At 72.8% G+C, this 22,435-nt stretch carries 19 protein-coding genes, 1 pseudogene and 2 CRISPR repeat arrays; of the genes and pseudogenes, 13 read left to right on the forward strand and 7 right to left on the reverse strand.

What is annotated here, in order from left to right:
- Positions 1-35: 35 nt before the first annotated feature.
- On the reverse strand, positions 36-1,076 hold the full coding sequence (locus tag ACFVNO_RS19745) for an iron-siderophore ABC transporter substrate-binding protein (RefSeq protein ID WP_378894439.1): 1,041 nt from the start codon (positions 1,074-1,076) through the stop codon (positions 36-38).
- A gap of 282 nt (positions 1,077-1,358) precedes the next feature.
- Here ACFVNO_RS19745 and ACFVNO_RS19750 point away from each other — a divergent pair, with 282 nt between their 5' ends.
- The 5 genes from ACFVNO_RS19750 to ACFVNO_RS19770 all read left to right on the forward strand — a co-directional run bounded on the left by ACFVNO_RS19750 (position 1,359) and on the right by ACFVNO_RS19770 (position 8,575).
- On the forward strand, positions 1,359-2,408 hold the full coding sequence (locus tag ACFVNO_RS19750; protein WP_378894441.1) for a glucose 1-dehydrogenase: 1,050 nt from the start codon (positions 1,359-1,361) through the stop codon (positions 2,406-2,408).
- Positions 2,409-2,520: 112 nt separating this feature from the next.
- Entirely contained in the window at positions 2,521-3,462 is a 942-nt protein-coding gene (locus ACFVNO_RS19755; RefSeq protein WP_378894443.1) for a universal stress protein, read from the forward strand.
- 363 nt (positions 3,463-3,825) lie between these two features.
- A complete protein-coding gene (rhaI, locus tag ACFVNO_RS19760; RefSeq protein WP_355259302.1) occupies positions 3,826-5,007 on the forward strand; it encodes an L-rhamnose isomerase in 1,182 nt (393 codons plus the stop codon).
- Positions 4,995-7,112: a bifunctional aldolase/short-chain dehydrogenase gene (locus ACFVNO_RS19765; RefSeq protein WP_378894446.1), complete on the forward strand. Its 2,118-nt coding sequence runs from the start codon at positions 4,995-4,997 to the stop codon at positions 7,110-7,112. The genes rhaI and ACFVNO_RS19765 overlap by 13 nt, the downstream gene beginning before the upstream one ends.
- Positions 7,109-8,575 carry a rhamnulokinase family protein gene (locus ACFVNO_RS19770; RefSeq protein WP_378894449.1) on the forward strand — a complete coding sequence of 489 codons (1,467 nt, stop codon included), beginning with the start codon at positions 7,109-7,111 and terminating at the stop codon, positions 8,573-8,575. The genes ACFVNO_RS19765 and ACFVNO_RS19770 overlap by 4 nt, the downstream gene beginning before the upstream one ends.
- Positions 8,576-8,741: 166 nt before the next feature.
- Positions 8,742-9,440: direct repeats of the CRISPR family, unit length 29 nt; unit sequence GTGAGCCCCGCGCACGCGGGGATGGACCG.
- A 107-nt stretch (positions 9,441-9,547) separates the two neighbouring features.
- Here the strand turns inward: ACFVNO_RS19770 and ACFVNO_RS19775 are convergent.
- On the reverse strand, positions 9,548-9,964 hold the full coding sequence (locus ACFVNO_RS19775; protein WP_378894452.1) for a hypothetical protein: 417 nt from the start codon (positions 9,962-9,964) through the stop codon (positions 9,548-9,550).
- A 560-nt stretch (positions 9,965-10,524) separates the two neighbouring features.
- Between ACFVNO_RS19775 and ACFVNO_RS19780 the strand changes: the two genes are divergently transcribed.
- Positions 10,525-11,010 carry a hypothetical protein gene (locus ACFVNO_RS19780; protein WP_378894455.1) on the forward strand — a complete coding sequence of 162 codons (486 nt, stop codon included), beginning with the start codon at positions 10,525-10,527 and terminating at the stop codon, positions 11,008-11,010.
- 552 nt (positions 11,011-11,562) lie between these two features.
- A CRISPR array of direct repeats spans positions 11,563-12,200; the repeat unit is 29 nt; unit sequence GTGAGCCCCGCGCACGCGGGGATGGACCG.
- Between the two features lie 5 nt (positions 12,201-12,205).
- Positions 12,206-12,382: a hypothetical protein gene (locus ACFVNO_RS19785; protein ID WP_355259314.1), complete on the forward strand. Its 177-nt coding sequence runs from the start codon at positions 12,206-12,208 to the stop codon at positions 12,380-12,382.
- A 48-nt stretch (positions 12,383-12,430) separates the two neighbouring features.
- Here ACFVNO_RS19785 and ACFVNO_RS19790 read toward each other — a convergent pair whose 3' ends face one another.
- Positions 12,431-12,688 (reverse strand): hypothetical protein, encoded by a 258-nt coding sequence (locus ACFVNO_RS19790; protein WP_378894458.1) that lies wholly within the window; start codon positions 12,686-12,688, stop codon positions 12,431-12,433.
- Between the two features lie 221 nt (positions 12,689-12,909).
- On the opposite strand from ACFVNO_RS19790, the gene ACFVNO_RS19795 reads away from it, so the two are divergent.
- Positions 12,910-13,056, forward strand: a complete 147-nt coding sequence (locus ACFVNO_RS19795) for a hypothetical protein (protein ID WP_378894461.1) — start codon at positions 12,910-12,912, stop codon at positions 13,054-13,056.
- Between the two features lie 114 nt (positions 13,057-13,170).
- Here ACFVNO_RS19795 and ACFVNO_RS19800 read toward each other — a convergent pair whose 3' ends face one another.
- On the reverse strand, positions 13,171-13,701 hold the full coding sequence (locus ACFVNO_RS19800; protein ID WP_378894464.1) for an NUDIX hydrolase: 531 nt from the start codon (positions 13,699-13,701) through the stop codon (positions 13,171-13,173).
- 430 nt (positions 13,702-14,131) lie between these two features.
- Positions 14,132-15,061, reverse strand: coding sequence for a class A beta-lactamase (gene bla, locus ACFVNO_RS19805; RefSeq protein ID WP_378894467.1), 930 nt, complete (start codon positions 15,059-15,061; stop codon positions 14,132-14,134).
- 525 nt (positions 15,062-15,586) lie between these two features.
- Between bla and ACFVNO_RS19810 the strand changes: the two genes are divergently transcribed.
- From ACFVNO_RS19810 to ACFVNO_RS19830, 5 genes and pseudogenes are all read left to right on the forward strand, one after another.
- Positions 15,587-17,071: a DUF6891 domain-containing protein gene (locus ACFVNO_RS19810; protein WP_378894470.1), complete on the forward strand. Its 1,485-nt coding sequence runs from the start codon at positions 15,587-15,589 to the stop codon at positions 17,069-17,071.
- 161 nt (positions 17,072-17,232) lie between these two features.
- Entirely contained in the window at positions 17,233-17,877 is a 645-nt protein-coding gene (locus ACFVNO_RS19815; protein ID WP_355259594.1) for a HemK2/MTQ2 family protein methyltransferase, read from the forward strand.
- Positions 17,870-18,067: pseudogene (locus tag ACFVNO_RS19820) on the forward strand (CDGSH iron-sulfur domain-containing protein); the annotation flags it as partial. The gene ACFVNO_RS19815 and the pseudogene ACFVNO_RS19820, both read left to right, overlap by 8 nt.
- A gap of 77 nt (positions 18,068-18,144) precedes the next feature.
- Complete coding sequence (locus tag ACFVNO_RS19825) at positions 18,145-19,197, forward strand: iron-containing redox enzyme family protein (RefSeq protein WP_378894473.1); 1,053 nt, start codon at positions 18,145-18,147, stop codon at positions 19,195-19,197.
- The gene (locus ACFVNO_RS19830; protein WP_378894476.1) at positions 19,194-20,240 is read left to right on the forward strand and encodes an L-histidine N(alpha)-methyltransferase; all 1,047 of its coding nucleotides are present in this window, start codon (positions 19,194-19,196) and stop codon (positions 20,238-20,240) included. The genes ACFVNO_RS19825 and ACFVNO_RS19830 overlap by 4 nt, the downstream gene beginning before the upstream one ends.
- 176 nt (positions 20,241-20,416) lie before the next feature.
- On the opposite strand, the gene ACFVNO_RS19835 is transcribed toward ACFVNO_RS19830, so the two are convergent.
- Positions 20,417-21,025, reverse strand: coding sequence for an NAD(P)H-dependent oxidoreductase (locus ACFVNO_RS19835; RefSeq protein ID WP_355259332.1), 609 nt, complete (start codon positions 21,023-21,025; stop codon positions 20,417-20,419).
- A 278-nt stretch (positions 21,026-21,303) separates the two neighbouring features.
- Entirely contained in the window at positions 21,304-22,395 is a 1,092-nt protein-coding gene (locus ACFVNO_RS19840) for a LacI family DNA-binding transcriptional regulator (protein WP_355259335.1), read from the reverse strand.
- Positions 22,396-22,435: the final 40 nt, after the last annotated feature.

Consider the following 22,435-nt stretch of genomic DNA (forward strand, 5'->3'; position numbering starts at 1 on the left):
CCGCGCCGTGGCGGTGGCGGTGGCGGGCGCCCTGCTCAGGCGGGTGTGTCCGGGGCGCCGTCGACGGCGGCGGCGATGCGCGGGACCAGCTGCTCCAGCGCGTACGGCAGGCTCAGCACCGTGCTCCAGGTCAGCGCGCCCGACACCACCACGTCGTCCACGATGAGCGCGCGCCCCTGCGCCGCCACGTCCAGGCTCTGGTACACCCGGTGGTCGGCCAGGTCCTCGCGCAGCCCCGGGCTGAACCCGGCGTTCCACAGCAGCAGGTCGCGGTCGAGCAGCTCGAAGTCCTCCTCCGGCAGCGGGGCGGCGTCGGAGTCCCCGGTCAGCTCGGCGATCTCCGCCGGCGTCTCGAACCCCAGCGCCTCCAGGAACCGCGTGCGCGGGTCGGTGGGGGAGCGCACCACGAAGGTCCGGTCGAACCGCTCGGCGACCACGGCGCCGGCCCCCTGGAACCGCGGGTGGGCCGCGCTCATCTCGGCGAACCGCGCCTCCACTCCGGCGACGAGCCCGGCGGCCTCCTCCTCCCGGTCCAGCGCCCGGCCGATCGCCAGAGTCATCTCGTCCCAGGGCGCACCCCAGTCGGGGAAGTCGCCGAGCTGGGCGACCGTGGGCGCCAGCACCGACAGGGCGTCGTAGTCCTCCTGCGTCAGGCCGCTGTACAGCCCGACGATCAGATCCGGTTCCAGGGTGGCGATGAGCTCCAGGTCGGGCCGGTCGCCCTCCGGCCGCGGCATCACCTCCGGCGCGGCCCCGCCCAGCGAGCCCTGCGCCCACGGCCAGACCCCGTGGGCGAACTCCTCGTAGAAGTTGGTGACGCCCACCAGCCGCGGGCCCGCGCCCAGGGCCAGCACGGCGTCCACGTCGGTCAGGCCCACTGTGACGATCCGCTGGGGTTCGGCGGGGATCTCGGTGGCGCCGAACCTGTGCTCCACGGTCAGCGGGTACCCGCCGCGGCCCGCGGACGCGCCCGGGTCCGCGTCGTCGCGGCCCCGGCCGCAGCCGGCCGCGGCCAGCCCCAGCGCGCCCGCGGTACCGGCCAGCAGGGCGCGTCGGCTGAGGGAGGGGTGGGGCACGGCGACCTCCGGGGGAAGGGGGGCGATTCGGTCAGCCTTGCCTAACACCACCCCGCCCCACCGCGCAACAGCCCAGCCCTCGCCATCCCCATCGGACCCGCCATCCCCACCGGCCGCGCCGGGCCGACCTGGCGCGGGGCCGGGCACTCGGGTCCGCCCCAAGCGCCGGACACGGCCGGGTCAAGACACCGTCCGCGGGCCATGCCCGGACCCCGACGGGGGAACCACTCCGGGTGCGGCCGCCCGGCCGCGCCCGAAAGGACCGGACACGGCGGGGGACGGATGAAGGCGCTCACAGTGGAACCCATGAGGAACGGATCGGTGCGGGTGGAGGACGTCGAGCCCCCCGTGCCCGGGGAGAACGACCTCCTCGTCGACGGGATCGCCCTGGGGGTGTGCGGCACCGACCGCGAGATCGCCGGCGGCGAGTACGGCGCCGCTCCGCCCGGCCGCGACCGCCTCATCCTGGGACACGAGTCCCTGGGCCGGGTCCGCCAGGCCCCGCCCGGCAGCGGGTTCTCCCCGGGCGACCTGGTGGTGGGCATCGTGCGCCGCCCCGACCCGCTGCCCTGCGGGCCCTGCGGCCACGGCGAGTTCGACATGTGCCGCAACGGCGAATTCACCGAGCGCGGCATCAAGGAACTCGACGGCTTCGGTTCCCAGCAGTGGACGGTGGAGGCCGACTACGCGGTGGCCCTGGCCCCGGCCCTGGAGCGGGTCGGCGTCCTCATGGAGCCCGCCACCGTCGTCGCCAAGGCCTGGGAGCAGATCGAGCGCATCGGCGGCCGCGCCTGGTTCGACCCGGAGACCGTCCTGGTCACCGGGGCCGGCCCGATCGGCCTGCTCGCCGCCCTGTTGGGCGTGCAGCGCGGCCTGGACGTGCACGTCCTGGACCGGGCCGAGGAGGGCGTCAAACCGGAGCTGGTGGCGGCCCTGGGTGCCACCTACCACACCGGCAGCGTGGCCGACCTGGCCGCGCGGGTGCCGCTGGACGTCATCGTCGAGACCACCGGGGCCACCCCGGTCATCCTCGACGCCATGGAGCACAACGCCGCCGACGGCATCGTGTGCTTCGTCGGCCTGGGCAGCGCCGGCGGGCCGGTGCAGATCGACTCCGACCTCATGGGCCGGCGCCTGGTCCTGGAGAACGACGTGCTGTTCGGCTCGGTCAACGCCAACCGGCGCCACTACGAGCAGGCCGCCGGAGCCCTGGAGAAGGCCGACCACGCCTGGCTGGAGCGGCTGATCACCCGGCGGGTGCCGCTGGCCGAGGCCGCCGAGGTGTTCGCCGCCCCGCCCGGCGACCAGGTCAAGGTCGTCGTGGACCTGTGAGCCCCCGCGGCAGGGGGCGTAGGGCCCGCCCCGGCGGGCCCTACGCGGTGTTTTCGGCCCCGGTGCGAGGGCAGGTGACCCGTGAGGACGTCGATACAGGAGGAGTCCGCCGATGACAGACGACGACCCACGGTCCCCCAAGATCGTCCTGGGCGTGGACGGGTCCGGGCACGCCGACGCCGCCCTGGAATGGGCGGCCGCCGAGGCCGAGCGGACCGGGCGCCCGCTGGACATCGTGCTCGCGCTGCCGATGCCGATCGTGGTGATGTCCGAGGGGCCCACGCGCCCCTCGGCGACCCAGCAGCTGATCGCGCACGGGGAACAGACCCTGAGCGCCGCCGCCGACCGGGTGCGCGGGCTGTTCCCGGCGGCCCGGGTGGAGGTGTCCCTGGTGATGGACGACCCCGCCCCGGCGCTGCTGGAGCGGGCCGGGCACGACGACCTGCTGGTGGTGGGCTCGCGCGGGCTGGGCGCGCTGCGCTCGGCGGTGATGGGCTCCACCTCGGTGCGCCTGGCCGCCCGGGCGCACTGCCCGGTGGCGGTGGTTCCGGAGAAGTGGGCGCACGCCGGCCGCAGGAACCGCACCGTGGTCGGGGTGGACGGCTCGGAAGCCTCCCTGCACGTCCTCCGGTTCGCCCTGGGGCGGGCGCGCGAGGACGGGTCCGCGGTGACGGTGGTGCACAGCTGGGAGATGGCCACCCCCTTCGCCCCCGAGGCGCTGGCCGCCTCGGGGTGGACCCCGCCGGAGGAGCTGCTGGAGCAGCGTTCGGGTGAGCTGGTCGCCGCGATGTTCGAGGAGGTCGGCGACGAGGCGGAGGGCGTCGACGTGTCGGTGGTGCGCAGCCGCCAGGCCCCGGAGCGGGCGCTGCTGGCGGAGGCGGAGAACGCCGACCTGGTGGTGGTCGGCTCGCGCGGCCGGGGTGGCCTGCGCGGGCTGTTCCTGGGGTCGGTCAGCCAGGCGGTGCTGCACGGGGCCGAGGTCCCGGTGGTGGTGATCCCGCACCGGGCGGAGGAGCACCCGGAGACGCTGCCCTGGTCCGGCGGGAGCGACTGACGGACCGGGCCCGAGAGCCGGGACCCGAGGCCTCGGCCCCGAGGGTCGGGGCCCGAGGACCGGGACGGGTGACCGAGTACGGGCGGCCCGGTACGGGCGACCGAAACGACCGCGGGGCGGTCCGGCGGATCATCGCCGGGCCGCCCTTCGCCGTGTACGGCCGCCGCTTCGGGCCGCGCCGGGCCGCACCATGGTAAAAACGATTCAGCAAGCCGGTGGCCAGGGATGTGTTCCACGGCATAATCGCATCTTGACGCCCTTCCCACCCCAGGGATAATCTTCGCTCAGCATTGTTTAAAACGATTCAAGTGCCTTGTTCAGGCGGCACCTGGTCGACACAGCAGCAGCGAACGGAGATCCGCCGTGGCCACACCCTCCTCCGACCGTCGCGCGGGCGCCCTGGAGGTCCTGCGGCGCCAGCACATCGAGCTCCCCTCCTGGGCGTTCGGCAACTCCGGCACCCGCTTCAAGGTCTTCGCGCAGCAGGGCGTCCCCCGCGACCCGTGGGAGAAGCTCGCCGACGCCGCCCAGGTCCACCGCCTCACCGGCGTGGCCCCCACCGTCGCCCTGCACATCCCCTGGGACCGGGTCGACGACTACGCCGCCCTGGCCGAGCACGCCCGCGGGCTGGGCATCTCCATCGGAGCCATCAACTCCAACGTGTTCCAGGACGACGACTACATGCTCGGCAGCGTCACCAACCCCGACCCCGCCGTGCGCCGCAAGGCGGTCGACCACCTCCTGGAGTGCGTCGACATCATGGACGCCACCGGCTCGCGCGACCTCAAGCTGTGGTTCTCCGACGGCACCAACTACCCCGGCCAGGACGACCTGCGCGCCCGCCAGGACCGCCTCGCCCAGGCCCTGTCCGAGGTCTACGACCGGCTCGGCCCCGACCAGCGCATGCTGCTGGAGTACAAGCTCTTCGAGCCCGCCTTCTACGCCACCGACGTCCCGGACTGGGGCACCGCCTACGCCCACTGCCTGGAACTGGGCGACCGCGCCGTCGTGTGCGTGGACACCGGCCACCACGCCGCCCACACCAACATCGAGTTCATCGTCGCCTTCCTGCTCCGCGCGGGGAAGCTCGGCGCCTTCGACTTCAACTCGCGCTTCTACGCCGACGACGACCTCATGGTCGGCTCCGCCGACCCCTTCCAGCTCTTCCGCATCATGTACGAGGTCGTCCGCGGCGGCGGGCTGGACGCCGACACGCAGGTCGCGTTCATGCTCGACCAGTGCCACAACATCGAGCCCAAGATCGCCGGCCAGATCCGCTCGGTCATGAACGTGCAGGAGGCCACCGCCAAGGCCCTGCTCGTGGACGCCGACGCCCTGGCCGACGCCCAGCGCGAGGGTGACGTCCTGGCCGCCAACGCCGTCCTCATGGACGCCTACAACACCGACGTGCGCCCGCTGCTGGCCGACCTCCGCGCCGAGCAGGGTCTGGACCCCGACCCCATGGCCGCGCACGCCCGCTCCGGCTACACGGAGCGCGTCGTCGCCGAGCGCAAGGGCGGCACCCAGGCCGGGTGGGGCGCGTGAGCACCACCGGACCCCGGCAGACCGACCGCACCGAACGCGCAGACCGCACCTCAGTACAGGGGGACCCCGTGTCCGACACCGTCGTCGACCAGCTGATCGCCCGCAGCAACACCCTGGGCGCCGACCCGCGCAACACCAACTTCGCCGGCGGCAACACCTCCGCCAAGGGCGAGCGCACCGACCCCGTCACCGGCGAGCCCGTCGAGATCCTGTGGGTCAAGGGCTCCGGCGGCGACCTGGGCACCCTCACCGAGGACGGCCTGGCCGTCCTGCGCCTGGACCGGCTGCGCGCCCTGGTGGACGTCTACCCCGGCGAGGAGCGCGAGGACGAGATGGTCGCCGCGTTCGACCACTGCCTCTTCGGCAAGGGCGGAGCCGCCCCCTCCATCGACACCGCCATGCACGGCCTGGTCGACGCCCCGCACGTCGACCACCTGCACCCCGACTCCGGCATCGCCCTGGCCACCGCCGCCGACGGCGAGGCCCTCACCCGCGAGTGCTTCGGCGACCGCGTCGTGTGGGTGCCCTGGCGCCGTCCCGGCTTCCAGCTCGGCCTGGACATCGCCGCCATCGCGAAGGAGAACCCGAACGCCATCGGCGCCATCCTGGGCGGCCACGGCATCACCGCCTGGGGCGCGACCAGCGAGGAGTCCCAGGCCAACTCCCTGGAGATCATCCGCACCGCCGAGCGCTTCATCGCCGAGCGCGGCCGCCCCGAGCCCTTCGGCCCGGTCCTGCCCGGCCGCGAGGCCCTGCCGGAGGCCGAACGCCGCGAGCGGGCGGCCGCCCTGGCCCCCGTCATCCGCGGCCTGGCCTCCACCGACCACCCCCAGGTCGGGCGGTTCACCGACAGCGACGCGGTCCTGGACTTCCTGTCCCGCGCCGAGCACCCGCGCCTGGCCGCCCTGGGCACCTCCTGCCCGGACCACTTCCTGCGCACCAAGGTCCGGCCGATGGTCCTGGACCTGCCCGCCGACGCCCCGCTGGAGGAGGCCGTCGCGCGGCTGAAGGAGCTGCACGAGGAGTACCGGGCCGAGTACAGCGCCTACTACGAGCGCCACGCCACCCCCGACAGCCCGGCCATCCGCGGCGCCGACCCGGCGATCGTGCTGGTCCCGGGCGTGGGGATGTTCTCCTTCGGCAAGGACGCCAAGACCGCGCGGGTGGCGGGGGAGTTCTACGTCAACGCCATCAACGTGATGCGCGGCGCGGAGGCGCTCTCCACCTACCGGCCCATCGAGGAGTCGGAGAAGTTCCGCATCGAGTACTGGGCGCTGGAGGAGGCCAAGCTGGCCCGGCTCCCGAAGCCCAAGCCGCTGGCCACCCGGGTCGCCCTGGTGACCGGCGCCGCCAGCGGCATCGGCAAGGCGATCGCGACCCGGCTGGCGGCCGAGGGGGCGTGCGTGGTCGTGGCCGACCTCGACGCCGACAAGGCCGCCGCGGCCGCCGCCGAACTGGGGAACTCCGACGTCGCCGTCGGCGTGGCCTGCGACGTCAGCGACGCCGACGCCGTGGCCCGCGCGCTGCGCGAGGCCGCCCTGGCGTTCGGCGGCGTGGACCTGGTCGTCAACAACGCGGGGCTGTCCATCTCCAAGCCGCTGCTGGAGACCACCGAACAGGACTGGGACCTCCAGCACGACGTGATGGCCAAGGGGTCGTTCCTGGTGTCCCGCGAGGCGGCGCGCCTCATGATCGCGCAGGGCATGGGCGGCGACATCGTCTACATCGCGTCCAAGAACGCCGTGTTCGCCGGACCCAACAACATCGCCTACTCCGCGGTCAAGGCCGACCAGGCCCACCAGGTGCGGCTGCTCGCCGCCGAGCTGGGCGGCCACGGCATCCGCGTCAACGGGATCAACCCGGACGGCGTGGTGCGCGGGTCGGGGATCTTCGCCGGAGGGTGGGGTGCCCAGCGCGCCAAGGTGTACGGGGTCGAGGAGGAGGACCTGGGCAGGTTCTACGCCCAGCGGACCATCCTGGGCCGGGAGGTCCTGCCCGAGCACGTGGCCAACGCGGTCTTCGCCCTGACGGCGGGGGACCTGTCGCACACCACGGGGCTGCACGTGCCCGTGGACGGCGGCGTGGCCGCGGCGTTCCTGCGATGAGCGCCGTCCACGCGGCGGTCGACCTGGGCGCGTCCAGCGGCCGGGTCATCGCGGGGCGGGTCCGGGACGGGCGGCTCCTCACGGAGGAGGTCACCCGGTTCGCCAACGGCCCCACCGCGGTGCCCGCCGCCGACCGCACCACCCTGCACTGGGACGTGCTGTCCCTGTACGCCGGGGCGGTCGAGGGGCTGCGGCGGGCGGCCGGCGCCCACAGGCTCGCCTCGGTGGGGGTGGACTCCTGGGCGGTGGACTACGGCCTGCTGGACGCCGACGGCGCCCTGCTGGGCAACCCGGTCCACTACCGGGACGCCCGCACCGACGGGATCCCCGAGCAGGTCTTCCGGCACTGGCCCGCCGACGCGATGTACGCGGTCAACGGCCTCCAGGTGCAGCCGTTCAACACGGTGTTCCAGCTGGCCGCCGAGGCGGGGAGCGCCCGCCTGGCGGCGGCCCGGGACCTGCTGCTCGTCCCCGACCTGCTGGGGTACTGGCTGACGGGGGTGAAGGCCGCGGAGCTGACCAACGCCTCCACCACCGGCCTGGTCGACGTCCGCGAACGCCGCTGGGCCCCCCGCGGCCTGGACGTGCTCGCCGAATCCTTCGGCGTGGACGCCCGCGCCCTGCTCCCGGACCTGGTCGAACCCGGAACCGTCGTCGCGCCCCTGCGCGGCGACCTCGGCGGCGCCCCGCTCGTGGCGGTGGGCTCCCACGACACCGCCTCGGCGGTGGTCGCGGTGCCCGCCGCCACGGCGGACTTCGCCTACATCTCCTCGGGGACGTGGTCCCTGGTCGGGGTGGAACTGGACGCCCCCGTCCGCACGGAGGCGTCCCGGGCCGCGAACTTCACCAACGAACTCGGTGTGGACGGCACCGTCCGCTACCTGCGCAACGTCAGCGGCCTGTGGCTCCTCCAGGAGTCGCTGCGCACCTGGCGCGAACAGGGGCGGGAGGCGCACCTGGCCGACCTGCTGGAGCACGCGGCCCGGGCGCCGGCCCTGGCCTGCGTGGTGGACGTGGACGACCCCCGGTTCCTGCCGCCGGGGGACATGCCCGCGCGCATCGCCGCGTTCGCCGCCGAGACCGGCCAGCGCCCGCCCGAGAGCGAGGCCGGGTTCGTGCGCTGCATCCTGGACTCGCTGGCCCTGGCCTACCGCCGGGCCGTCCACCAGGCCGCCGAGCTCAGCGGACGGAACGTGGACGTGGTCCACATCGTCGGCGGGGGCGCCAACAACACGCTGCTCTGCCGGCTCACCGCCGACGCCGTCGGCCTCCCCGTCGTCGCCGGCCCCGCCGAGGGGACCGCCATGGGCAACCTGCTGGTGCAGGCCCGCGCCGTCGGGGCCGTGGACGGCGACCTGGCCGCCCTGCGCCGTATCGTGGCCGCCTCCGCCGAGACGGTCACCTACCGCCCCGAGGGCCCGAGTTCCCGCTGGGAGTCGGCCGCCCGCCGCATCACCCCCTGACACCTGTGGCTCCCGGCCGGGAGCCACAGGTGCCTTGCCCTCCTTTGCCTTCCCCTCCTTGAGCCCGCCCCGGCCCCATGCCACAGTGTCCGAAGTCCTCGGCTACAGCCCATTGGTACTCGCATAACGCAGAGATAACGCCCCGCATTGTCCCAGGTCATTAACTGTGAGCCCCGCGCACGCGGGGATGGACCGAACTCGCCGCGCGGCTGGCGGCGGCCCGCCGAGTGAGCCCCGCGCACGCGGGGATGGACCGCTGCGGTGCCTGCCCGCTCTCGGAGGCTGGCAGTGAGCCCCGCGCACGCGGGGATGGACCGGCGGTGCCCGCCGGCACCGAGCACGTCGACGTGTGAGCCCCGCGCACGCGGGGATGGACCGACTTCTGGGCCGGGAGCTGCACACTCCCGGCCGTGAGCCCCGCGCACGCGGGGATGGACCGGAAGGGCAGTGGTTCGCCGGTACCGTCTGGCAGTGAGCCCCGCGGACGCGGGGATGGACCGAAGGAGCTGGCCAGCGCCTACGGGGTGGCGCCGTGAGCCCCGCGCACGCGGGGATGGACCGGGCAGGTCCACGACGACGGCCTCGTCGCCGCCGTGAGCCCCGCGCACGCGGGGATGGACCGCCATCACGTATGCCGACGGCAAGCCGTACAAGTGAGCCCCGCGCACGCGGGGATGGACCGGCCCGCGCCGACTACCTGGCGGGCCAGGGGCAGTGAGCCCCGCGCACGCGGGGATGGACCGGTTCCGCCCCCGTCCTCGGCGGTGACGATCACGTGAGCCCCGCGCACGCGGGGATGGACCGCCGAAGGACACGACACTGATCAGGGGCTGGCGGTGAGCCCCGCCCACGCGGGGATGGACCGACCACCTAACCACCCACTGATCGTGCCCGGCGCACCGTCCCCGCGCCGGGCGCCCCTTGTCCCGGCGCTCCATCACTGGGGGGCGGACGTAGAGCGCCGGGACAACCTCACCACGGATCCGACTCCAACAACGGCTCCGTGTTCTCTTGACACCATGGCACCATCAGCTCAACAGCCGCCTCGCCGTCGCCCATGTGCTCCAGCGCGATCTCCCGCAGCGCAGGCTCCGCGTTCGCCTCCAAAGCGGCCGTGTTCGCCTCCATCTCCAGGATGACGATCTGCGCCTCCTCGTGCGGCTCCAGATTGTCGGCGTTGATGTACACGTCCCGCAGACGCAACTTGTCGCAGATCAGGCGAGCGCTGTTCGGGTCCACCTCCACAGATGGCGACGCGGACGGCGACTCCACAGCAGCAGTAGACGGCGACGGAGACTCCGACGGCTCCGCTTCCTCAGGGGCCTGCGACGCACACCCGGACACCACCAGCACCGCGACAGCGACGCACACCAGCACACGCAGCTTCATGCGATCACTTCCCCACAGGCTTCGGCTTGTCCTTTGGTCGGGCCGGGGTACCCGCGAACGCCGCGAACCCCAAGACCACTCCAGCGGTGATGAACGCCGGCCCCAGCGGATCCGCCAGCATCGATGCGGCCCAGGAAGCAGCGATCCCACCAGCGACCAACGCCAGCGCGACCGCGCCCATCACGTACGTAGACGACATGCACACCTCCAGTAGGGGGAGCGCCGGAGCGGGCAGCGCAAGAACAACAGTGTGACACCGGAACCGGCGGGAGGGTGAGCCCCGCGCACGCGGGGAGGGACTGAGAACGGGCGACTCAGCCTCCGGTTCGGTGACCCGCTGTTTCTCATCACGCTGGCCGCTGAGGTGGGCATCCTGTGGTCTCACGACGCCCCTGACGATCACTCAGAGCGCAACAAGAGGTGGGGAGAGACGAATACCGGTTACACGATCACCGGCGTCTGCCAAATGCGCCGCCTGGATACACTGCCTCAACCCACCCCGACCGGAGGCCACCTCTGTGTTACCTGCACGAGTATTCGCCGTTGCCCCGCTGGCTCTGATGATTCTCGTCCTGTCCGGTTGCTCTTCCTGGGGCTGCACCGACACAACGGCGGAGCGCGGTGAGGCCGGTGTCAGGGTGGGGGTTGTGGACGCGGACGGGCAGGCTCTCGGAGTCACCGCCGAAGTCGTTGACTGGCTCCTTGAGCCCCACCCGCAGGTGCCCTCCGAAGGTGATCGGGTCCATTTCTATTTCCGCTTCGACGGCGCCAACGAATATTCCGACCCCGCAGTGGACGCCTGCGCGGTCGACAAGGAGCGCGTGGTGCTGGGGTGTCAGACGGTCTACTCGTCCCAGGCGTTCGGGCCGGCTGACGATCCCCACACGGGCGATGACTGGCTCGCCGTCGAGAACCCTGAGCAGGTTGCCGAAGTGTTGTTGATCCCCAATGACCAGTCCTACGACCGACCCACTTGTGAAGTGGACATCAGGGATGGCGGCGGGATGCACCCTCCGGAATCGCCCAACATGGGGGACCGGCTGTAGGGAGGCCAAGGAGGTTGGACGCATCTGTGACCCACCGACTTCGCACCCTTTGCCGACCCGATCCGCGACATCGGCATTCCCGGAACAGCGGTGCGCACCTTCGCGCTGCGTCAGCTCGTGACTCTAGGTCCTAAGCCGATCATCACCTGGACGCTGGGTTTCCATGACAAGACCACCACCCGAGTTACTGCCCAGGCGGGAGAGACTAGGAGCTGCCACACCCCAGCGACCACAAACGATGATCGAAGCGGTGGGGCCACGGAGATGTCGATCGCTCGAGCAACGGCTCTTGCAAGTCTCGCCCCAAGCGGGAGGCGGTGGGGGAAACAGCTGGTCCACCACGCTCTGGCAGGTGAGGTGGATGCGCAGGCTCAGGGACACGATGTCGCTTAGCTGCCGTCAGCGCCCGCTCGCCCTTCAGGAATCACAGAAGCCCATTCACCTTGAGCCAGTCCTGGTCTCCATGCCACAGTGTCTGAAGTCTTCGGTCGTAGCCTGTCGGCACTCGTATAACGCGGAGATAACGCCCCGCGTTGTCCCAGGTCATTAACTGTGAGCCCCGCGCACGCGGGGATGGACCGCAGCGGGGTCGCGCGGCCATGGCCTCCGTGAGTGAGCCCCGCGCACGCGGGGATGGACCGGCGGGGGTGCGGGTGCGGCTGCTGCTGGGCGAGTGAGCCCCGCGCACGCGGGGATGGACCGGTGAATACGCGCTACTGGAGTAGTCCGGCAGGGTGAGCCCCGCGCACGCGGGGATGGACCGCCGGGCACAGCCAAAACGACGTCCTCGTTCATGTGAGCCCCGCGCACGCGGGGATGGACCGCGATCGAGTTCGAGACCGGCTCGGACATCCGCGTGAGCCCCGCGCACGCGGGGATGGACCGGGTGAGATCCCACCCGCGCGACCCGATGACCTGTGAGCCCCGCGCACGCGGGGATGGACCGGTGCAGGGCCGGGCCGGGCAGCGGTGGGACCGGTGAGCCCCGCGCACGCGGGGATGGACCGGATCCGCTCGCGGCGACCTGGTCGGCGATCGAGTGAGCCCCGCGCACGCGGGGATGGACCGCGGGCCCGCGCCCTGGCGGACGAGGCCGAGGCGTGAGCCCCGCGCACGCGGGGATGGACCGGCGTGGAGAACCTCAAGCTCGCCCGGTGCCCCGTGAGCCCCGCGCATGCGGGGATGGATCGCCAAGGTGGTTGTCACGGCGATCGCCAACATCCTCACTCCGCTCGTTGCGGGGTTCCTGCCGGATGTGGATGGGTCCTCCATCGACGCGCTCGTCATCGGCGTCGTCAGCCTGATAATGACGTTCCCTGCCGGGTATCTCGCCCCGCACGCGTCTCGCCCCGACGTGGAAGTCAAGTACTGACCGCAGACATGCGCCTCTCCCTTCGCGGGAGGGGTGCTTTCATTTTCGTTATGCCCGCTTGCCCTTGGCGATCTGGTCGACCCGGGCAGGAGAGAGGCCGAGTTCGGCGGCGAGAGCGCGGACTGTGTGCCCCTGTTCTCGCAGCTCGGCGACGGCGGGCTGACGGACCGCTTTGAGGGCGTCCTCTACCTCGGCGAGGGCGGCAAGGATCTCGCCGACAATGCGGGCGCGGATGAGCGGGTCTGTCTCTTCAGCAGCGGACTTGGGGAGCTTGCGCAGGTGAGTGAGGGTTTCGGGGATGCCCATGCTGTCAGTGTAGGCGCCTGAACATTTTTCGTCCAGGTGTCCGATTCCTCTGTCTGGGCGCCTATGCAATGAGGGTGTGGCAGACGGATATGGAGGGAGGTGGCAGGGCTGGATGCCAGTCTGATCCTCCAGATCACGGTCACCGTGCTCAGGGGTCGAGGGTAGTCAAAGTACCCCCGGTCCCGTTCCCTCGGAACGGCACACACCAGCAAGGAGAAGAAGTGGCCGCAGGCAGGATCCTCGTTGCCCACAACGTCACCGCCGCGGCCGCCCTGGCCGTGGTCCTGGTGGGCGCCTTCTCCACCGGCATCATCTGGTGGGTGTGGGCCGCGATCGGGCTGAACATCGCCTACTCCCGCGGTCGGTAGTCCGGTCCGCCGGCGCCCCGTTCCCTTCCGAGGACGGGGCGTTTCGCTGTCCGAATGCGGCCACTGCCTGCGAGCGACAGGAGGTTCAGGGGTTCCACGCCCGCGCGGCAGCCCTCACATCAGACTGAGGGCCCGGTACACGGCGACGACGGTGGACGCCCCGACGATCTCGCCGCGGGTGATCATGGCCACCGCCTCTTCCAGCGGCCACCACTTGATCTCTTGGGCTTCGTTGATGTCCGGCACCGTGTCGGTGGGCGTGGCGCCGCGGGCGAGGTAGATGATCTGCGGCTGGTCCACGGACCCGATGGCGGGCTGGAACGTCACCAGGTGCTCCATGGACTCGGGCCGCCACCCGGTTTCCTCTTCGACCTCGCGGGCCGCCGCCGACCCGGTGTCCTCGGCGGTGTTGACGTACCCGCCGGGCAGCTCCCACACCCACCGGTCGATGATGAACCGGTGCCGCCGCATGAGCAGCACTTCCCGCGCGTCGTTGATGACCAACGTCATCGCCGCCGGGGGCATCTTCACCGCGTACTGGGTGAAGGACACCCCGTCGGGGAGGGCGATGTCGACGGTGGACAGGCGGATGTGCCGGTTCTCGTCCACGAGCTTCTCACCATGGACCGTCCATTGGGTAGTCACACCGGCACCCTAGTGGGGCGTCACTTCTCCCCGGTCGGCTCGGACAAGCCGCCGTTGCGCCATCTCATCGGTGAGCGCTTCGATGGCGGCCCTCAACGACTTGGACTGCTTGCAGTACAGGGCGAGGGGGTGACACGAGGGTGACAAGGGCGGTGGCTGCGGCGGCGATGCCTGAGATGACGACAGCAGTCCGGGTAACAGCATTCGGCAGTGGGCGGCCTGCACGGTGCGTGAGGGGGCGGAGCGGAAGTGAGCGGGCAGGCCCCACGTAGTTGGGGATGTGCCGGCCTCGGTGAGGCAGGTGTAGACGGAGCGCAGATGAGCCCGGTTCAGGCGGAGCGGGATGGGCGCTGAGGTGTTCGCGGGGCTTGGGAGGGACGCGTTGCGCGGGCGGCTGGCGTTGACAGCGCTCGGATGTGCGGTGCCGCGTCTACCCGAGGGCCTCGACCACCAGCTCGGTGGCCTTCGCGATGAGGGCGTCGTCGTACCCCGCGCCCGCCTCGTCGCGGCCGGACATGACCGCCAAGACCACGGGATCGCCCTCCGGCGGCCACAGCACACCGATGTCGTGCCGCGTCCCGTATCCGCACGCGCCGGTCTTGTCCCCGACCTCCCACCCCTCGGGGACACCGGCCCGGATCAGGTCGTCGCCGGTGGTGTTGGCGCGCATCATGGTGACGAGGATGTCGCGTTTGTCCTCCGACAGCACGTCCCCCAACGCGAACTCCCGCAGGCTGGTGGCCATCGCGCGCGGAGTGCTGGTGTCGCGGACATCGCCCGGGGCGGCCTCCGCCATCTCCGGCGCGACCCGGTCCACGCTGGTGACCTCATCGCCGATCCCGCGCAAAGCCTCCCTCAGCCCCTCCGGCCCGCCCAGTTCCTCGAAGAGCAGGTTGGAGGCGGTGTTGTCGCTGTGGCGCAGGGCCGCGTCCCCAAGTTCGCGCAACGTCATGCCGCTGGACACGTGCTCCTGGGTGACGGGGGAGTGGAAGACCAGGTCGGCCTCGGAGAAAGTGACGACCCGGTCGAGCTCCTCCACGGGCGTCCGGTCGAGTACGGCGCCGAAGGCCAGGACCTTGAAGGTCGAGCAGTAGGCGAACCGCTCGTCCGCCTGGAACTCCACCGCCCGCCCCGTACCGGTGTCGAGCGCGTAGACGCCGAGCCGGGCGTCGAACTCCTCCTCCAGGCGCGTGAACCCGGCGTCCATCCGGATGGGGGACGGCGACGCCGAGGGTTCCGCGGGCACGGTGGCCGAGGGCGGCGAGCCGACGGAACCGACGGGGGCCTCCGGCGAGGAGCAGCCGGTGAGCGGCACCAGCACCACCGGGACCAGCACCGCCAACGCAACGTGTCGAGCCATGGTCCACGGCACCGCGAAGCACCTTCTCTCCGTATGTGAACGGTGACTCTGGGAAGTCTCGCGGCTGCCGGCCCCGCTGTCGACGATGCCGACGGCACGGCGTGTACACCGGCCGGGACGCCCACGCCACCGCCGCGGTCCTCGCCGGGCCGGCGGGCCTTCCCGCGGCCGCCGCATCGTTCCCCGAACCGGAAGCGCGGCGCCGCCGCGCGCCGGAGTGGGAGGAGCCGCGGGCAGGTGGCTCTTCTCCGTCCCGCACGGCCGGGAGTGCTTTCTCAGCGGGGCGCACAAGGGCGCCGTGTGTCCCCCCGGGGGGAAGGGTGCCTTCCGGCGGCGCGCCGCCATCTGCGACGTCCCGGACCGCCCGATCGCCCGGGAGGCCCTTCCGGAGAGCACCGCCCGGCGACCGCGCGCCGCCCCCGCCGGTCGGAGCGCGGCCGACGGGGACCGGAACCGGAAGGCCCCGGCCAGCGTCAGGAGGGGTGAGCCGACGACGGCGCCCCGTCCCACTGCGAAAGGCCCTCCGTGCACCCCCGACTCGCCGACCTGGACCCCGCAGAGGTCCTCGACCCCTTCTACTCCCAGATCCGCCAGGCGGTGGACATGGGGGAGGAGACCTACGACGAGATCGTCGAGCGGGTCATCGACGGCGGCCTGATGATCGACCTGCCCGACGGGATCCGGGCGGGGGAGTACGGGGAACTGGAGGGCGTGGGCCGGGCGGACCTGCGCGCGTGGCTGGTGGAGGTGCTGCGCGGGGAGTTCGCCGCCCACCGGGAGTGGCAGAGCGGGCTGACCGGAGGGGCCACCGACGCCGAACGGCTGACCGAGGCGCTGTTCGCCCTGGAGGAGCACGGGATCGTCGCCCGTGAGGACTTCGCCTGCTGCCAGCGGTGCGGTGTGTCGGAGATCCGTGAGGAGGGGCTGGACGACGGCTCGGATCCGCGCGGCTACGTCTTCTACCACGAGCAGGACACCGGCGACGACCCGCTGCACCTGACCTTCGACACCCCGGACGGTTCGGACGCGACCCGCGCCGCACTGGGCGACGAGGTCGTCGGCGTCCTGCGCGGGCACGGGCTGAGCGTGGAGTGGGAGCGGGACCCGAGGCGGCGGATCAGGGTCCGGATGCGGAGCTGGCGCACACCCCGCCACGGGGAGCTCGCCGTGTTCCCCGAGGCCGGCGCGGCCCGGCCCGTGGCAGGGGAGAACGCCCCGATCCTGAGCGAGGCCCGCACACGGCCCCGTCCAGCGGACACGGTGCCGGACCGGACCGTCGAGGCCGACGGGTTCCGCTTCACCGTTACGGGCATCCGGGACGGGATCACGGGCCTGGATTCGGTGGACGGCACCCTGGCCCCGCAGGGCCGGTTCGTCGTCGTCGGGATGGTCGTGCACAACCCCGCGCCGGCCCTGGGCGGCTTCTCACCGGCGCTCCATGTCCTGCACGACACCCTGGGCCGGACCCACACCTTCCACCAGGAGGCGACGCTCGGACACACCGGCACCGTTCACCCGCGAACGTTCTACGGCCCCGGGACCGTCCTGGCCGGGCTGGTGTTCGACCTTCCGCGGGACGCGGTCCCGTCCCACCTCATGGTCAACGGGCACGTCCGCGCTGATCTGCCCGAGCCCCTCCCGGCCCCCGGGCCCGTCACCGCGGCCGGGGACCGGCTGCGGGCCATGGTCACGGCCGTGCGGACCGTCGACCGCGGCGCGGACGGTGTACACGTGGTGGTCGGCGTGGCGCTCGCGGTGCGGCGGCCGTACTCCATGGCGCTGTTCCCGGCGGACGGCCACGTTCTGTACGACACCGCCGGCGGCGCCCACGAGGCCGACCGGGAGGCCACCTACCGCTTCCGGGTCGACGGGGCGAACGCCATCGTGACCCGGGCGGCCGGGATGGAGACGGTCCTGGTGTTCGACGTGCCCGTCGGCACGGTGCCCGCCCGGGTGGGCCTGGCCGGACTGTCCCGCGAGGACGGACGGATCGAGCTGCCGCTCCCCTGAGGTCCCCGCCCGGCCGGGGTCCCCCGCTCCCCGAAGCCCCGGACGTCCGCTCAGCCCCGTGCCGGGTCGGACACGCGTCGCCGCCCCGGCCGACGGCGGCCGCCGCCGGCCGGGGCGATTGCCCGGGACGCGAGTCGGGTAGTGGCTCTTCCATGCTGCTCATGAGGCTGCCCGGCGTGTACCGGGCACAGCACGACACCTCACTGCTCCGGTTCGTGCTGCGCCGCTTCGGCCGGGCCGCCGGGCGCTCGGTCCTCGACGTCGGCTCCGGGACCGGGGCACTGGGGATCGAGGCCTTCCGGGCCGGAGCGGCCAGTGTCACGTCGGTCGACCTGTCGCGCCGCTCGGTGCTGACGAGCTGGCTCAACACCCGGCTCCACGGGATCCCCGCGACGGTTCGGCAGGGCGACCTGTTCGCCCCCGTGCTCCCGCGCCGGTTCGACCTCGTACTCGCCAACCCGCCCTACGTTCCCGCGCCCGCGCTGCTGCCGCCCCGCCACCGGATGGCGAGGTGCTGGGACGCGGGGCCGGACGGGCGTTTCCTGCTGGACCGCATCTGTGCCGGGGCGCCCTCCGTCCTCAGCGAGGACGGCGTGCTCCTGCTCGTGCAGTCCGAGCTCGCCGACGAGCAGGCCACCCTGGACCGCTTGGAGAAGGCCGGACTGGTGCCCGCGGTCCTGGCCCGGGGTCGCATCCCGTTCGGTCCGGTGCTGCGGTCGCGGGCCCCGGCGCTGCGGGCCCGCGGGCTGCTCGCCCCCGACCAGACCGAGGAGGAACTCGTGGTCATCGAGGCGCGCCATGTCTGAGGACCGCCGCCGGGTCGTCGTCACCGGAGAGGGACCGATCCTCGTCTTCGGCCCGGTCGACGTGGAGATGCCCGACGGAACGCGCCTGCTCAGCGACCGCGCGGTGACCGCGCTGTGCACGTGCGGCCGCAGCCGGCGCCGCCCGTTCTGCGACACCAGCCACCGTCGACGCGTACGCGACGGGCACGGCGGACACGGCGAACGCGGCGGGAACGACGAACGCGGTGAGAACGACGAGCCCAACGAGCGCGACCGAAAGGCGGGCCCATGACCACCACGATGCGGCCGACACCGTCTCTGACTCCGACACCACCGGTGTCCGCGGCCACCCCGACCACGGCTCCGGCGCTCCCCGAACCCCGGGGCCCGGTGTCCGAGGCGGTCCTGTCCGCGCTGCGCGGCGACCCCGCCGAGCCCCCCGGCCTGGACGGGGTCGAACCCTACGGCGATGACCTCCAGCTCGCCCTCTACTGCTGCTACGAGCTGCACTACCGCGGGTTCGAGGGGGTCGACGACGCCCGCGAGTGGGACCCGGCGCTGCTGTCGCTCCGCGCCGGCCTGGAGCGGGCCTTCCTCGGCGCGCTCAGGGACGATGTGCCCGCCGGGACCGACGTCGGGGGCGAACTCGACGGACTCCTCGTCGAACACGTCGACTCCTTCGGCGTCTCCCACCACCTGCGCCGCGACGGGGAGCAGTGGCAGCTGCGGGAGTACGTCGCGCTCCGCTCGCTCTACCACCTGAAGGAGGCCGACCCGCAGACCTTCGTCATCCCGCGCCTGGACGGCCCGGCCAAGGCCGCCCTCGTGACCGTGCAGCACGACGAGTACGGCGCGGGCGACCCCGGGCGGGCGCACGCCCGGCTCTTCGCCGAGATGATGTCCGAACTCGGACTCTCCGCCGCCTACGGGGCCTATCTCGACTCCGCGCCCGCCGAGATGCTGGCCGAGGTCAACTTCATGTCGCTGTGCGGGCTGCACCGCGCCCTGCGCGCGGTGCTGGTCGGACAGTTCGCCTTCGTCGAACTCACCTCCTCGCCCGGCTCGGACCGGCTGGTCAAGGCCATGCGCAGGCTGGGCTGCGGTCCGGCCGCCGTCCGGTTCTACGCCGAGCACGTCGAGGCCGACGCCGTGCACGAGCAGCTCCTGCGGCGCGAGGTGATCGCGCCGCTGCTGGACGCCGAACCCGGGCTGGCCTCCGACATCGTGTTCGGCCTCCGCTGCAGCGCGTTCCTGGCCGACCGCCTGGGCGAACGGCTGCTGCACCACTGGGCCCGCGGGGAGTCGGGCCTGCGCGGCGGCACGGAAGCGGGGACGCCGTGACGGCCCCCGGACCGGCGGCTCGGGTCCGCGTCCTCCCGGTCACCGACGGAGGGGACACGGTGCCCGCGGAGACGGTCGTGCGCGACCACCTCCAGGACACGCCGCCCCGCCTCCCGCCCTGGCTCGGCTACGACGATGTCGGCTCCCGGCTGTTCGAGCAGATCACCGAGCTGCCCACCTACCACCTGACCCGCGTGGAGCGCGGCCTGCTGGAGCGCCACGCCCCCGAGATCGCCGAACTGCTCGCCTGTGGGCGGATCGCGGAGCTGGGCAGCGGGAGCGCGAAGAAGACACGGCTGCTGCTGGAGAGCTGCCTGCGCCTGCGGGAGACCGCCTACCTGCCGATCGACGTCGACCGGGACATCCTGTGCTCCAGCGGCACCGCCCTGGTCGAAGAGCTGGACGGGCTGGAGGTCACCGCTCTGTGGGGGCGCTACGAGGCCGGTCTCGACTGGCTGCGCGCCAACGCCTGCGGGCCGCTCGCGGTCCTCCTGCTCGGCAGCGGCTTCGGCAACGCCACACGCGGGGAACGCGCCGGGCTGCTCCGCGAGATCGCCCGCACCCTGCCTCCGGGCGGGGGCTTCCTGGTCTCCGCCGACCTGGACAAGGACGGGGAGGAGCTGCGGGCCTGCTACAACGATCCGCCCGGGTACTCGGCGTTCGCCGACTTCCGGCTCAACTACCTCACCCGGCTCAACGACCTCTACGGCGCCGGATTCGTCCTCGACGACTTCGTTCCCCGGGCCTACTACAACGCGGCCACCTCCACGGTGGAGGGGGTCCTGCTGGCCCGGTCCGACCAGGAGGTGCCCGTGCCGGGGCTCGGGATCACGCTGCGCATCCCGCGCGGGGAGTCGCTCAACGTCGGGTACTCGGTGAAGTTCGACGAGGGCAGGCTGGTCGACGAGGTCGAGGCTCACGGGTTCGACCTGCGGGCCCGGTGGCTGGACGACATCGCGCGGTACGGGCTCTTCCTCTTCCGCCGCTGCGGGGAACCGACGGACGCCTTCACCGGGCGAGCCGGGACACCCCGCAACCGGTGACGATCGCGTCCCGGCGCACCCCGCCGCGTGCCCGGGGCGCGCTCCGCCGTGTGCCCGGGCCGCCGGGCCCGGCCGTGCGCCCGGCTCCGCGGCCGGTCCCTCCCGGGATCCCGCCGGGACCCCGGCCGGGGAGCCGTACCAACCCCCGGCCGGTGACACAGAGCCAGGGCTTCGAGTCAGGGCGCCGGGTAGGGGCGCTCGCGCAGCAGCCGGGCGAGGTGGGCCGCGTTGCGGGCCAGGGTGGCCGTCGCGGAGGCGACCGCGTCCGGTGTCCGCTCCAGGTCGATGTAGTCCTTGGGGTTCATGGCCTCGTGGTTCCAGTAGGTGCCGCCCTGGGCCGGAATGGTGAAGCCGGTGTCGCCCAGCGCCTGGTACAGGTCCGCGGTGATCTTGTGGGCGCCGTCCTCGTTGCCGACCACCGCCGTCACGGCGACCTTGCCGAACATGCTCGGCCTGCCCTGGTCGTCGGTCTCGGACAGCTCGGCGTCCAGCCGCTCCAGGACGCGCTGGGCGACACTGGACATGTGGCCGACCCAGGTGGGCGTGGACACCAGCAGGATGTCCGCGTCGAGGATGCGCCGCCGGATGCCGGGCCACGCGTCACCGCCGCCCATGTCGGTCTTCACGCCGGGGTGGACGTCGAAGTCGACGACGCGGACCGAGTCGCCGGTGACGCCGTGCTCGGCCAGGGCGTCGAGGACCTGCCGGGCCATCAGCTCGCTGCTCGACGGGGCCGGCGAGGGCTTGAGGCTGCACACGAGGGCCAACGCGTTCAAGGAATCCATACGGGGTGCCTACCCCACGCGGAGTATCCGATCGTACGCGCAAGGTAATTTCTGCGGAGTCCGGTCGGCGGCCGGGGAGCCCGCACCCCCGGAGACGGACACCCGGGGCCCGGGAACGGGGCCGCCGCAGAGGGCGCCCCCTGACCGCCGGGGGCGGCACCGCCTTCGGGAACCCCCGGCCCCGGCCCGAGGCACGCCCCGCCTCCGGGAACGGCCGCCGGCCCCGCCGGAGGCCCCGCCTCCCCGCCGGGCCCGCGCCCCGTCCCGCCCCGGCGGGGTCAGGCGGTGCGGTGGGCGGCGGTCGAGCCCCGCACCACCAGCTCCGGGGTGAACAGCAGTCGCTCGTGCCGGTGCTCGGGGTCGTCCAGCTCCGAGTTGAGCAGCCGCATCGCCGCCCGACCCAGGTCGTACTTGGGCTGGGCGATCGTGGTCAGCCCCGGGTGGATCAGGTCGGCGAAGTCGACGTCGTCGTACCCCATCACCGAGATGTCGTCGGGCACCCGCAGCCCGCGCCGCCCCAGGCCCTTCATCAGCCCCAGGGCCAGCTGGTCGTTGGCGCACAGCACCGCGCCCGGGCGCTGGCGGGGCCCGCCCGCCAGCACCTCGTCCACGGCCTGCTCGCCCTGCCCCGGGTTGAGCTGGCCGCGTTCGACGAGCCGCACCGACGTGTCGGGGTCCATCCCCGCCTCCGCGAAGGCGGCCCGCAGCCCCTCGTGGCGCAGCCGCACCTGCTCGATGGAGAACGGGCCCGACAGGAACGTCACCCGCTCGTGGCCCAGCCCGATCAGGTGGCGGCCGGCGATCAGCCCGCCGGCCAGGTTGTCCACGCTGACGCTGCACCCCGTGTCCTCGCCCACGTCGCCCCGGTCCAGGGCCACCCAGGCGGTGCCCTGGCGGCGCAGCCACAGCAGGTCGGACAGGTCGTCGTCGACGGGCATCACCACCGCGCCCGCGGCGCGCTGCTCGGCGAGCAGCCGGATGTTGCGGCGCTGGCGCTCGCGCGCCTCGGCGGAGTTGAGCAGCACCACCGCCAGCCCCTGCGTGGCCGCCTCGTCCTCCACCCCGCGCGAGACCTCGGTGAAGAAGGGGTTGGTCACGTCCAGCACCAGCAGCCCCACCGAACTGCTGCGCCCCGAGCGCAGGCTGCTGCCGGAGGAGTTGCGCACGTAGTCCAGCTCGGCGATCGCCCGCTCCACCCGCTGCCGGGTTCCGGCGGCCACCCGCTCGGGCCGGTTGAGCACGTTGGAGACGGTGCCGGGGGAGACGCCCGCGTGCCTGGCGACCTCGGTGATCCCCACCTTGGGATGGGAAGGACGGGTACTGCTGGACAAGGGGGTCTCCCGGATGGTCGGGGGCGAGGGCCCTCGCATGGTATCGGCGTGCTCCCGGCCGGGCCGGGACCGCTTGCGA

It is taken from the genome of Nocardiopsis sp. NPDC057823, from assembly GCF_042797335.1.
Lineage (GTDB): Bacteria > Actinomycetota > Actinomycetes > Streptosporangiales > Streptosporangiaceae > Nocardiopsis > Nocardiopsis changdeensis.